The organism is Acinetobacter portensis (assembly GCF_009372215.1).
Classification (GTDB): Bacteria; Pseudomonadota; Gammaproteobacteria; order Pseudomonadales; family Moraxellaceae; genus Acinetobacter; species Acinetobacter portensis.
This window is the reverse complement of the sequence record NZ_LWRV01000032.1, coordinates 1-13,057: the sequence shown is the minus strand read 5'-3', so window position 1 is coordinate 13,057 and position 13,057 is coordinate 1. Positions and strand designations below refer to the sequence as shown.

General features: G+C 37.1%; 13 protein-coding genes. 10 read left to right on the top strand and 3 right to left on the bottom strand.

Translation table 11 applies throughout. The features are described 5' to 3' along the window. The first annotated feature begins 97 nt into the window (after nucleotides 1-97). Both A6M14_RS01565 and A6M14_RS01560 read left to right on the top strand, forming a co-directional pair. Nucleotides 98-754, top strand: a complete 657-nt coding sequence (locus A6M14_RS01565; RefSeq protein WP_152873101.1) for a potassium channel family protein — start codon at nucleotides 98-100, stop codon at nucleotides 752-754. A 10-nt stretch (nucleotides 755-764) separates the two neighbouring features. Next, the gene (locus A6M14_RS01560) at nucleotides 765-2,105 is read left to right on the top strand and encodes a TrkH family potassium uptake protein (protein ID WP_152873099.1); all 1,341 of its coding nucleotides are present in this window, start codon (nucleotides 765-767) and stop codon (nucleotides 2,103-2,105) included. A gap of 69 nt (nucleotides 2,106-2,174) precedes the next feature. On the opposite strand, the gene A6M14_RS01555 is transcribed toward A6M14_RS01560, so the two are convergent. The 3 genes from A6M14_RS01555 to A6M14_RS01545 all read right to left on the bottom strand — a co-directional run bounded on the left by A6M14_RS01555 (nucleotide 2,175) and on the right by A6M14_RS01545 (nucleotide 6,929). After that, nucleotides 2,175-3,254: a phospholipase A gene (locus tag A6M14_RS01555; protein ID WP_228720340.1), complete on the bottom strand. Its 1,080-nt coding sequence runs from the start codon at nucleotides 3,252-3,254 to the stop codon at nucleotides 2,175-2,177. Between the two features lie 64 nt (nucleotides 3,255-3,318). Further along, a complete protein-coding gene (locus tag A6M14_RS01550; protein ID WP_152873095.1) occupies nucleotides 3,319-6,258 on the bottom strand; it encodes an insulinase family protein in 2,940 nt (979 codons plus the stop codon). Between the two features lie 221 nt (nucleotides 6,259-6,479). After that, the gene (locus A6M14_RS01545; protein ID WP_152873093.1) at nucleotides 6,480-6,929 is read right to left on the bottom strand and encodes a GNAT family N-acetyltransferase; all 450 of its coding nucleotides are present in this window, start codon (nucleotides 6,927-6,929) and stop codon (nucleotides 6,480-6,482) included. A 134-nt stretch (nucleotides 6,930-7,063) separates the two neighbouring features. Between A6M14_RS01545 and A6M14_RS01540 the strand changes: the two genes are divergently transcribed. The 8 genes from A6M14_RS01540 to A6M14_RS01505 all read left to right on the top strand — a co-directional run bounded on the left by A6M14_RS01540 (nucleotide 7,064) and on the right by A6M14_RS01505 (nucleotide 12,917). After that, the gene (locus tag A6M14_RS01540; RefSeq protein WP_152873091.1) at nucleotides 7,064-8,068 is read left to right on the top strand and encodes an adenosine kinase; all 1,005 of its coding nucleotides are present in this window, start codon (nucleotides 7,064-7,066) and stop codon (nucleotides 8,066-8,068) included. Between the two features lie 15 nt (nucleotides 8,069-8,083). Next, complete coding sequence (locus A6M14_RS01535; protein WP_171500224.1) at nucleotides 8,084-8,395, top strand: Rieske (2Fe-2S) protein; 312 nt, start codon at nucleotides 8,084-8,086, stop codon at nucleotides 8,393-8,395. 19 nt (nucleotides 8,396-8,414) lie between these two features. Continuing rightward, nucleotides 8,415-9,017 (top strand): OB-fold-containig protein, encoded by a 603-nt coding sequence (locus A6M14_RS01530; protein ID WP_152873087.1) that lies wholly within the window; start codon nucleotides 8,415-8,417, stop codon nucleotides 9,015-9,017. Nucleotides 9,018-9,569: 552 nt separating this feature from the next. Continuing rightward, nucleotides 9,570-9,761, top strand: coding sequence for a cytochrome oxidase putative small subunit CydP (gene cydP / locus A6M14_RS01525; RefSeq protein WP_152873085.1), 192 nt, complete (start codon nucleotides 9,570-9,572; stop codon nucleotides 9,759-9,761). Continuing rightward, a complete protein-coding gene (locus tag A6M14_RS01520) occupies nucleotides 9,761-11,347 on the top strand; it encodes a cytochrome ubiquinol oxidase subunit I (RefSeq protein WP_152873083.1) in 1,587 nt (528 codons plus the stop codon). The genes cydP and A6M14_RS01520 overlap by 1 nt, the downstream gene beginning before the upstream one ends. Continuing rightward, complete coding sequence (gene cydB / locus A6M14_RS01515) at nucleotides 11,344-12,489, top strand: cytochrome d ubiquinol oxidase subunit II (protein ID WP_152873081.1); 1,146 nt, start codon at nucleotides 11,344-11,346, stop codon at nucleotides 12,487-12,489. The genes A6M14_RS01520 and cydB overlap by 4 nt, the downstream gene beginning before the upstream one ends. Nucleotides 12,490-12,512: 23 nt before the next feature. After that, a complete protein-coding gene (cydX, locus tag A6M14_RS01510; RefSeq protein ID WP_152873080.1) occupies nucleotides 12,513-12,614 on the top strand; it encodes a cytochrome bd-I oxidase subunit CydX in 102 nt (33 codons plus the stop codon). 3 nt (nucleotides 12,615-12,617) lie between these two features. Continuing rightward, the gene (locus tag A6M14_RS01505; RefSeq protein WP_152873078.1) at nucleotides 12,618-12,917 is read left to right on the top strand and encodes a cyd operon YbgE family protein; all 300 of its coding nucleotides are present in this window, start codon (nucleotides 12,618-12,620) and stop codon (nucleotides 12,915-12,917) included. Nucleotides 12,918-13,057 lie beyond the last annotated feature (140 nt).

The window sequence follows — 13,057 nt, the reverse complement described above, 5'->3', positions numbered from 1 at the left end:
TACTGAATTAACATGTTTCACCTATAGCAAGCAAAATAAACACGCTAAAATTCATGGCGATTTAAACATCACAAAACATTTGATTTAAGGAAAAACTATGGCGCAGTTTGCAGTCATTGGATTGGGTAGTTTTGGTGCAACTGTTGCAACAGAGCTAGTCGGTTTAAAACATGATGTGATTGGCATTGATATTGAAAAAAAGTATGTAGAAAATATTTCTGATGTACTAACACATTCTGTGATTGCCGATGCAACCGATGAACATGTTTTAGATGAACTTAATATCACGCAATGTGATGCTGTTGTTGTTGCCATTGGTGAAGATATCGAAGCCAGTATTTTGTGTGTTTTGCATCTTAAAAATTTGGGTGTAGAAAAAATTTGGGTAAAAGCTAAGTCTAAAGCGCATCACATGATTTTGACTCACTTAGGGATTTGTAAAATTATTCATCCCGAAGAAGATATGGGCGTTCGTATTGCACAATCTTTGAGTTATCCGATGGTTAGCCGTTATATGGCATTAAATGATGATCATTACTTAGTAAAAGTCGATATTACCGAAAATTTAAAAGGAACTCGTTTTCATCATGTGATGGATCATGTACCCGAAGTTCGTGCCATTTTGCATAAACGTGAACAAGAAATTAGCTATATCATCGATCCTAATTTAGTTTTACAAGAGGGTGATATTTTAGTGATTGAAGGTGCTTTAGAGCCTTTGCGTCGCTTATCTAAACACTTCACTGCGAAATAGGAACATCGCTATGAAGCAGCTTCGCAACAAAAATAATAATAGCGTTAATTTAAGCCCACCAAGTTTATTAGCACTTGGTTTCCTTAGTTTTATTATTATCGGAACACTACTATTAAAATTACCATTTTCAAATCATGGTGATTTGTCTTGGTTTAATGCTCTATTTACAGCCACATCAGCCGTGACCATTACAGGTCTGTCTGTGGTCAACGTAGGCGAAGCGTATACGGTCTTTGGTAAAGTCGTGATTATGTTGCTCATTCAATGTGGCGGTTTAGGCTTTATGACCTTTGCCATATTGGCTGCATTAAGTTTGTCACCTAAAATTGGTTTAAAACAGCAAGTCATGGCTCAAGATACTATTGGACAAACCAGTTTAACCAAAGTCTCTTTCACCATAAAAGGTGTCTTACTTTATTCCTTATTTTTTGAAGCAATTGGCACTGTTATTTTAACCATTGCATGGATGCAAGATTACGATTTTGCAAAAGCTTTTTTCTATGCCGCGTTCTATAGTGTTTCGGCATTTAATAATGGTGGATTCTCTTTATTTCCCAATAGCTTAATGAGCTTCCACGACAAGTATTTTATTACCTTTACCATTAGTATGCTCTACATTATTGGCGGTATTGGCTTTGTGGTACTGATGGATATTAGGCGTGCCAAACGCTGGAAAAAGCTTTCAGCCAATAGCAAACTGATTATTTCAACCATTGCAGGTTTAAATTTAGCAGCATTTATCATTTTATGGGCAATAGAAGCAAATAACCCGCTCACCTTAGCACCTATGAGTATGGGTGATCAGGCTTTAAATGCTTGGTTCCATGCCACAGTTCCTCGCTCTTCGGGCTTCAGTAGTTTAGAACTCAGCAATATGAGAGATGCTTCAACATTAGTCACCATGGTACTTATGTTTATTGGTGGTGGTTCTTTAAGTACCGCAGGTGGTATTAAAGTTGGCACATTTATTATTGTGGTTTTAAGCGTCATCACCTTTTTAAGACGCTCTGAAGAACTGCGTATATTTAACCATTCTGTTGCCAAAGCAACCTCATTTAAAGCACTTGCTGTTGTTTCAATTACAGGTATTTTGATCTTTATTGGATTGTTTAGCTTATTGCTTTTAGAACCCAATCATCACTTTTTAGATTTACTATTTGAAGCTGTTTCCGCTGCCTGTACCGTTGGTTTATCGCGTGGTATTACAGGTCAATTACAACCCGCAAGCTTGTTTATTTTGATGTTACTTATGTTCGCAGGGCGTTTAGGACCTTTAACCTTGGCATATTTAATTGCTACACCTAAGAAAAGTCGCATTAAACATCCCCAAACAGACATACAAATTGGTTAATCTTTTCTAAGTCATCAATTAGACATAAAAAAGCCACTTTTAAAAGTGGCTTTTTTTTGAAACTAAAACTTAGAACCAATCGAGTAAAGATACACCCAAACCGACATAAGTGGCTTTATGATTATAATCAATTAAGCTTTCACCATAGCCATGGAATAATTGAAACTTACCACGTAAACGACCACTAATTGGGAAGTTCCAATCGAACTGAGCAGCACCACGTGAGTCATCACCACCTTTTAAGCTATGACGTAACATCAAGGTAAAATCTTGCTCTTTATAACGGTAAAATGCAGTTAAATCACCACGACCAATATAGTCTTCAATATCTGGATTATTATCATCTTTTGCATTCTCCTCAATGCGATACCAAGGACGAATCATCAACGCAAAATTTTCACGTTCAAAACCTACATTGAAGATGACACGATTCCAACTACGTGACCAAGGATCTGAGCGACCATTCGATTGATGATTAAATGTCACTCCCAATAAACGACCATTTAAACCAAACATTTCGTAATTGGTACGGAACATTAAGCTTGCTTCAGGCTCGTAATTGGTTTCACGAAATGGACGAGATTCATCCGCATTGTACATTTGCCAACGAGATGATTGCGTATAGCCCAACCATAAATCACCGTTATCGCCAAAAATATTCTCAAAGGCCTTGGTTTTCAATGAAAGTTGATATTTCATTTCCATTGAATCTAGCGGCACGATTTCATCAGAAGCAACTACATTTTGAGGATTTTTACTTACAGGTTGTTCATTTTTTTTAGATGTCCAAAATGCAGGTAAAACATAAACAGGTTTGTACGCTCGAACTTGCCATGTGCCAAGTTTACTTTCGGGTGAAAGCTCCCAACGACTATCAAGTAAAGATGTATTTGGATCAAATTTTGGTGCATCAACAGCAACTACATTATTTTTAATTTTTTCTTTAAAACTTTCGGTTTCAGTTGAAATAGAACGTGCTGCTTCACGCTCCGAAACCAAAGAAGATGTTTCTGATGTTGGAGCTTTAAATAGCGCGTCATAACAAGCCAGTCGCTCTGGATTCGATTGTAATGCCACACATGCATCTGCACTTGCAGGTGAAACTGCATTAGCCGCATGAAGTTGCTCGATACACCCAGCACCAAACATAGCTGTGCTTAAACTCAATAAAATTGGTTTATGTTGAAACGCCATTTAAACTTCCCCGAAAAAATTAATTAACTTGCTTAATATCGAAACCAAGTTGTTGTAATTGCTCACGTTTAGCTACAGGTGCTACAACAGCTTTAGTTGGCTTTTTATTGCGCAAATATACATCAGCAACACGCTTCAAGTCATCTAAATTTACAGCCAATAAGCGTTCACGCAACAATGCTCTAAACGCAGGTGTACGTGCATGCAATAATGAATAACATGCTGTAATCGCTTCACCAGCAGGTGAACCTGGTTTATCCATGCCTGCAATTAAACCCAAAATGGCTTCTTCTAATTGATGCGGTAATTGTTCAGCATTAAACAACCAATCTACACTTGCTTCAAAGTCTTGGAATGTTTCAACTAATCGTGGATCACGATAGCTATAAAAACGGAAAGAACATGCATTGCCGTCATAGCTTGCTCCACCACCATAAGCACCACCTTTTTCACGAATAGCACTATGCAAGAAACCGTTACGTAAATAAGCAGCCAAAATCATTAAAGGCGCAGCATCGGGATGTGAAACTTCTACAGCTGCGTAAGCAGATGAACAGAACTGAACATTGGCTTGAATGAGCCAAGCTTCATCTTTATCGCTATTTTCAAAAGAAACTTGAGTCAGTTCAGCATCAATATTTGGAATTGACAACTTATCCCAAACATTTTGAACTTCTTCAATTAAACGATCTGACTGATGCTCTTCACAGACCAATAAGAACTGTTTTGGTGCTTTCAATAAACGATTATGAATGACTTTTAATTCTTGAATCAGTTGATCATAAGCAGCATCATCTTTTTCAATATTGCTAACCAATTCACCTAACCAATTTAAAGCACCTAAACCTGTTGTATTGTAATCACGCAACGCTAAGGCACTGTGGTTACGACCTGCGATTTGCATTGCATAACTATGACCAGAACCAGAAAGACGTGAAGACCAACGCGTTTTACGTTGTTGTAAAAGCTCAATAATGCGATCTTTTTCATCGAAACGTAATTGTTCAAAAGCAACTTTTAACAAACGAATTGCTTCAAAATTATTGACCAATGATTTAGTCGTAAGGGTTAACCATGCCGTAATTTTACCTTTATCGTCCACTTTTGAACGTAAAGATGCACCCATACCAATGCCACCACTTACAGCAGTTTGCAGTTGTTGCAACTCTAGATAATCGTATTCACCTGCGCCCACTTCACCCATCAAAATAGACAATAAACTAAAGTAAGGAGATTTTACGATGTCATCTGGAATTTGAATTAGTACTTGATTGTAATAAATACCATTAGTGCCTGCATGGTATAAATTTAAAGGCGTATCGGTTTGATTCGAAATAATTTCACGAAGTTGACCTTGCACAATTTGAATTTCAGCGGGCACATCTTCCAAGCCAACTTTTGGCAATAAGTTCAAATCATCTGGTGTATCTTGACGAACTTTTAAAGCTTCAGTTTGCGCAATAATTTCTGCTTTTTCAGCTTCTGTAAGTTTTGCACCAATTGCAGCTAAACGCGCTTTTTCTTCTTCCGCTTCTTTTGCAGATTTTGTTGCATCTGGCACTAAAGTCATTTGCACACGATGTGGATTATCAATTAAATGTTCTTTAATTAAGTTTGATAACCACATTGGGTCTTTCAATTCTTCTTTCACATTGGCAATTGCTGTATCTACATCCCAAACATCGACGGGGTCTGTATGATGAATTGCACTGCTTAAACCATTTAAAATCAGGCTTAAACCATAAGGCATACCATCGCCATTAATTTCACGTTGATGTAATTCAATTTGATGCAAAATTGCATCTACCATTTGTGAGTCAACAGGTTTAGACGCCACATCTTCTAAAATATTGAATACGCCATTTTTAAATTCTTCAGCATGTTCAGGATTAGAACCTTGAACGCCACAGAAGAATGTCATTTCATAATTAGAATCATCTACACCCATAATTGGACCTGTAGATTGTGCGTATCCGCACGTTTCTAAATAATGACGTAATGGCGATGCGGAATCTTCAAGTAAAATCCCTTCTACAAGACGCATACCTAAACGAATTTTAATATCGCTTGCTTGTGGCAATAGCCAAGAAATAATGTGATAAGTCTTATCATTTAAATCTTCAGCATCTACCGCATAAGTTTCTGTAACTTCAACAGGCGCAGTCAAACGTGTTTCAGGCTTAGATTCTAGCGTCTGACCTTTATCGAATTTTGCCAAAGCTAAAGTTTCGAATTGCTCTTGAAGCTTATATGCAGGCTCATTACCAAAAGTCATAAATACAGCATTACTTGGATGGTAATGTGATTTATAGAAATCAACTAACTCATCGTAAGTTAAATCTGGAATATCTTTAGGATCGCCACCTGAATTGTAGTGATACGTGGTTTCAGGGAATAAATGATGTGCTAATTGATGATATAGCTGATCTGATGGCGAACTCATCGCACCTTTCATTTCATTAAATACTACGCCTTTATAAACAGGCTCACCATTTTCAAGTTCAATGCGAATACCTTCTTGTGCAAAATCTAAAGGATTTAAATTTGCGGCAAAAGTTGCATCTAAATACACTGAAAGTAAGTTTTGAAAATCTTTTTTATTCTGTGTCGCAAATGGATACGCTGTCCAATCGGCAGACGTAAATGCATTCATAAAGGTATTAAGTGAACGACGAATCATTAAAAAGAATGGGTCGCGTACAGGAAACTTTTCTGAACCACAAAGTGCTGTATGTTCTAAAATATGCGCTTCGCCTTTTGAATCCATAGGCTGTGTGCGAAAGGCAACTAAAAACACGTTTTCATCGTGATTGGTTGCTAAGTGATAATGCACTGCACCCGTCACTTTATGTTTATATTCGCATACTAATATGTCTAAGGCTTCAACATGGTGTTGACGTACCAACTGAAACGCTGGATGAACAGTTTGAGAAATAGTTTCAGTGACATCTACAGTCATGTGATCTCCAAATTTAATGCTTTTTTAAGTGTGGCGATTATACCTTAAAAAAGCCTTGGAAATGTCACAATCTCTGTATTCCTAGTTTTTTAGTGCGTATTAGAATAAGTATTCTAAAAGACACAATTATTCAGATTAAACGTGATGAAATCATAACGTTTCGTTTATAAATTTAACCATCAAAAAGCATTACGAGCACACAACCCGTAATGCTATAAAAACTATATCAAATACTTAAAATAATTATAGTTTGGATGATTTTCCACAAATACATAATTCATTTTTTGGTAAAATTTTTCACCAGATTTTGTATCTGTGTTTAGACACAATGCAGAAAAATTAGAAATTGCCTTTTTCTCTAAATATTGCAGTAATTGCTTACCTACACCATGTTTACGATATTGGGGTAAAACATAAAAACGACGTACACGCCCAATACGCGTCTCAACATCTTGGTCATTCCATTGCAAGTTTAAGCCACCACATGCAATTAGTTGACCATCATCATAAGCCATAAGCAGAAACTCGTTCGGCTTATCAAATCTATTTTTTCCACTCTCAAACTCTTCAATCATTCGCACAACAAACTCAAACCCCTCTTTGTTTGCTTGTTGCGCTAGCTTAGAAATTTCTTCTGGTAGTTCCTTAACTTCTTTCACATCTATTGTCATATTAATTCCCTTAACCGTCATACAAATATGTATACCAACACACCCATTAAATGTTGAATTTTATTCATGAATCTATTGCTATTTTGAGCATTGGTGTAAACTCATCATTCTAAATTTTTACGTGACTGAAGAACATGGCAACTGTTGATCTTTTTGCAATTGGTAATGCGTTAATTGACCAAGAATTTAAAGTCTCTGATGACTTCCTTATTCAACAAAACTTGCAAAAAGGCACCATGCAATTAACAGATGGTGAAACACAAGCAAATTTATACAACAACTTACTCAAAACTCAAAGCTATAAAGGTCAAGCTTCTGGTGGTTCTGCTGCAAATACAACAGTTGCTTTTAGCGCATTAGGCGGTTCAGCTTTTTATGCTTGCCGCGTTGGTAATGATGATCTTGGCTCAATTTATCTAAATGGCTTAAATGACGCAGGCATCTTAACCTCTACAAAATCAATCAGTGAGGGTGTTACAGGGACTTGCATGGTACTGGTCAGCGAAGATTCTGAACGTACAATGCATACTTACCTTGGTATTACTGCCGAGCTTACAGATGCCCAAATCGACTTTACACCATTAAACACTGCAAAATGGTTATATCTTGAAGGTTATTTATCTACAAGTGATTCTGCACGTTTAGCCGTAAAACAAGCACGTGAAATTGCCAAGGCAAATGGCGTAAAAATTGCTTTAACTTTATCCGATCCCGCAATGGTTCAATATGCCCGCCAAGGCCTAGATGAACTCCTTGATGATGGTGTAGATTTACTATTCTGTAATGAACAAGAAGCTTTAATGTATACAGAAACTGACAACATTGATGCAGCATTAGCTAAATTAAAATTACTTAGTCAGTCCATTGTCATTACATTGGGTGCAAATGGCGCACTTATTTCAACTGCACAAGAAACATTTACAGTTGCAGGACGTAAAGTCGTAGCCGTAGATACCAATGGTGCTGGCGATGCATTTTCAGGATCATTCTTGTATGCTTTAAATGCTGGATTAAATGAAAAAACAGCAGCAGAAATTGCAATATTAATGTCGAGCCAAGTGGTTTCTCAATTTGGTCCTCGCCTTGCTGTAAACCAATATGCTGACCTACTTAATGGCTTTAATCAGGAATCTGCTTAAATGAATCGAATTTGCATGATGGAAGAAGTTCCAGAACGTGAGGCACGTTCTTTTGAACTCTCTGATGGAAATACTATTTTTGTGACTCAACGTGATGGTGCATTTTATGCCTATCAAAACTTATGTCCGCATTTACAAGTCGAACTTGAGTTTCTTGAAAATCAGTTTTTAGACCGTGATCAAGAATATATTGAATGTTCTAGCCATGGGGCTTTATTTGTTGTGGAAACAGGTGAGTGTATTTCTGGGCCATGCCAAGGCGAATCACTTGAAAAAGTAGGAATTTCAGTACATTCTGACGGTGGTATTTACTTAACCGAAGAATAATTTTTTATAGGTTTTCGCCATGCATGCATTCTTAACAGATGTTGACTTATTTCCTTTCCATTTAAGCTTAACCATCTTAATTGTGCTGAGTATGGCGGAAACTATTGGTTATTATATTCATATTAAGCCCAGCAACCTATTCAACCACCTTTTCCCTAAACGCCTGACAGACTCCCCCTTAATCAATGTTAAATTTTCCAAACTGCTTATTTTCATCTTTCTATTATTAAATTTCAGCGTTGCTGGCTATTTCATTCAGTTCTTTATTTTCGCTAAACATCATTCATTTGTGCCATCTTATTACATTATTCTACCTGCTTTAATTATTGCAGTATTTTTTACTGTATTTATGATTCACTGCTTAGACCAAGTCATTAAACCTAAAACACTTAAACAAAATATTAGCTTAATTGGTCGATTAGCCACCATTTCAAGCGGACATGCACGCCCAGGCTCTTCTGCCCAAGCGCGTGTTCGAGATCAATTTGGACAACTTCACTATGTACAAGTAGAGCCAGAATTTGGTGAGCTCGAGTTTCAGACTCAAATTATTATTGTGAGAAAAAAACAATCTCACTACATTGCTCAGAAAATCTCGAAGTCTAAAGACTTATTCAAATAAGTCATTCAATGAGGCAATTCGTTTAGAATCCTTTAGTTTCTAGAAACTCGCCTCATGCAACAAATCTATTGAAATTTTGATTTATCATCAGTTTTATTTTTCTAAAATTTCAGCCAAATCTCATACATAAAAATCAAAAAAATAAGACAATGAATTTTTCAACACTTTTTCTCCTTAAAAAATGCTAACACACCACACTGCCTAGTAAATTGACATCATATAGAAGTATTAAAATATAGACCAAGTCACATATATTTAAAACTTGCAATTTTAGTTTACACTTAAAACCAACCAATTTGGTTTGCTTTAAATCAACATAATATTAAATAATTTATTATCAAAGCATTTTAGTTGGTTTTAAATATATTAATTCAACCAAAATACTCGGATTTAATTAATAAAAAAAATTAGTATAATAAAAAACAGTGTGTTTATAAGTTATTGTTTATATTGATAATAATAAATTATTTTTATTTATACCGTTCAGTCTATTTATTTTACATATCAAATGTTTAATAATATAAATATTGTTTAATTTTAAGACTTAGTAAAATGAGCTTAGTCCCCAAAAATCTGAATAAAAGAATCACTCGAGAAATAGCAATCATATTAATTATTAAGATTGTTATTTTACTCATCATCAAAAATATTTGGTTTGACGCCCCAACTATCCCTAAAAATTTTGACAATCAAGTTGCCGAGCGTATTGCTGGCAGCACATCCCAATCTAAGGAGACACGTTGATGATTTCTGAAAGCGTGGTCGATTTATCGCGGTTCCAGTTTGCCATGACTGCGATGTATCACTTTATTTTTGTTCCACTGACTTTAGGTCTTGCATTTATTCTTGCCATTATGGAAACCACGTATGTGATTTCAGGTAAAGAAATTTACAAAGACATGACTAAGTTTTGGGGCAAACTATTCGGTATTAACTTCGCGCTTGGGGTAACTACTGGTTTAACTATGGAGTTCCAGTTCGGAACAAACTGGGCATATTACTCACATTATGTAGGTGATATTTTTGGTGCTCCACTTGCCATTGAAGGTTTAATGGCCTTCTTCCTCGAATCTACATTCATTGGCCTATTCTTCTTTGGATGGGATCGCCTATCTAAAGGACAACATTTAGCAGTAACTTGGCTTGTAGCGCTAGGCTCGAACATGTCTGCTCTATGGATCTTAGTTGCAAATGGTTGGATGCAAAACCCAGTCGGCTCAGCATTCAACTATGAAACTATGCGTATGGAGATGATGGACTTCGGTGCACTTATCTTTAACCCTGTTGCTCAGGTTAAATTTGTACACACAGTCTCAGCAGGTTATGTGACGGGTGCAATTTTCGTACTTGCCATTTCAAGCTACTATCTATTGAAAAAACGCGATCTACCATTTGCTCGTCGTTCTTTCGCAATTGCTGCAATCTTTGGTTTAGCATCTACATTTTCTGTCATTTTACTTGGTGATGAATCGGGTTACGAAATTGGCGATGTACAAAAAACTAAACTTGCTGCCATTGAAGCAGAATGGGAAACCGAACCTGCTCCAGCTGCATTTACTTTATTTGGTTTCCCGAATAAAGAAACAATGACAACAGATTACGCTGTGAAAATTCCATATGTCATGGGGATTATCGCGACACGTTCTACAGATACGCAAGTTACTGGTATTAAAGATCTGATTGCTCAACACGAAGTTCGTATCCGTAATGGTATGGTTGCTTATTCACAACTTGAAAAATTACGTGCAGGTGATCAATCTGAAGAGCTAAAAACTGCATTTGCTGAATCTCAAAAAGATTTAGGCTATGGCTTACTTCTTAAAAAATACACATCAAATGTTGTAGATGCTTCTGAAGAACAAATTAAATCTGCTGCAAAAGACACTATTCCGCACGTACCAAGCTTATTCTGGTCATTCCGTGCAATGGTTGCTTCAGGTTTCCTAATGCTCGTGTTATTTGCTTTCGCAACGTTCGCTGTCGCTAAACGTAATGCTGAAAACAAACCATGGTTATTAAAATTCGCCCTATTCTCTTTACCACTTCCTTGGATTGCTGCGCAAACAGGTTGGTATGTTGCAGAAGTTGGTCGTCAACCGTGGACAATTGGTGAAGTTCTTCCTACACACTTATCTGCATCTTCATTGAGCACAGGTGATGTTTGGGGTTCAATCATCGCATTAGCATCGTTCTACACTGTTCTACTTATCATTGAAATGTACTTAATGATTAAATTCTCTCGCCTAGGGCCAAGTTCGCTTCACACTGGTAAATACCATTTTGAAAAACTTGAAGCTGAACAAAAGGCAAAAGAGGAGTCTCAAGCATGATCGAATATGAACTACTCAAAATAATCTGGTGGGTATTGGTCGGTGTTTTACTGATTGGTTTCGCACTTACAGATGGTTTCGATATGGGCTCGATGGCACTTATGCCATTCGTAGGTAAAACAGATAATGAACGTCGTGCGGCAATTAATACCATTGCCCCACACTGGGACGGTAACCAAGTTTGGTTCATTACAGCAGGTGGTGCATTATTTGCTGCATGGCCAATGGTTTATGCAACAGCATTCTCTGGCATGTATTGGGCGCTGTTACTGGTTCTGTTTGCCCTGTTCTTGCGACCCGTCGGATTCGACTACCGATCTAAACTTGAAAATACTCAATGGCGTACGTCTTGGGATTGGGGTTTAGCTGTAGGTGGTGCTGTTCCTGCACTCGTATTTGGTGTTGCATTTGGTAATATGTTCTTAGGCGTACCGTTCACATTAGATGAAACTGTACGTTCTACATATACAGGTAGCTTCTTTGCCCTCCTTAACCCATTTGCGCTTGTTTGCGGTATCGTAAGTTTATCTATGCTGTGTGCACATGGCGGTGCATGGTTAATGCTTCGTACAGATGGTGATTTACGTGCACGTTCTGCAAAAGCAACTCAAATTATGGGTATTGTCTTCTTAGTTTGCTTCTTAGGCGCAGGCGCATGGTTATACTTTGGCAATATCCAAGGTTACACGCTTGTTCAACCTTTTGATACAAATGGTGTTGCGAACCCACTAGCTAAAGAAGTTCTTACAAATGCAAACCCTGGTTGGATGAATAACTACAGTACTTATCCTATTACTATTATTGCTCCTGTTCTTGCCATTTTAGGTGCATTAATTGTGATTCCTGCTGCTGGTAAAGCAAAAGCTGGTTTAAGCTTCTTGGGTACAAGTCTTGCTGTGATTGGTACAATCTTAACCGCTGGTTTTGCATTATTCCCATTCCTAATGCCATCAAGCATTAACCCAACTGTAAGCTTAACAATGTGGGATGCCGTATCAAGTAAAAATACACTCACTGTGATGACAGTTTCAGCATGCATTTTTGTGCCATTGATTCTGATCTACACAACTTGGTGCTACTACAAAATGTGGGGCGTTATTACAAACAAACACGTTCAAGACAATACGCATAGCCTGTACTAAGGCTATGTTTAGGAGAAGAAATTATGTGGTATTTTGCTTGGATTCTCGGTGTTTTGATGGCATGTTTTGCAGGTGTTTTAAGTGCCCTTTACATTGAACACAATCAAGATTTAGATGAGGAATAAGACATGACTGAAGTGACAGTGGCAACAACTGAAGAAAAAAAACCTAACAAATTTGTGATGGTCATTTCATTTTTGTTGGCATTGCCACTTGCGGCAGTTTTATTGGTGCATCCAGCAGCAATGTTGGATGCCAACGGTGAATATAGCCATCGCGCCATGATGTTTATTATGATTGGTATTTCTGGTGGTTTTATTCATGGTGTAGGTTTCACACCAATATTTTGGTTCTGGAAATGGCTTTTTAGCCCTTTTCTTTCATGGCCTTTAATGCTATGGGGTTACTACACTTGGTTCTTGGCTTAAGCCTTCCTCACCAATAAAAAGAGCGCTTTATGCGCTCTTTTTTACAAATTTTAATAAGCTTAATTAAAGTTTTTCTTTATGCACACCTGTAAAATCTTTATACTCCAAATTGAAATTTTCGGTGGTGTTTCCAAAAGTAT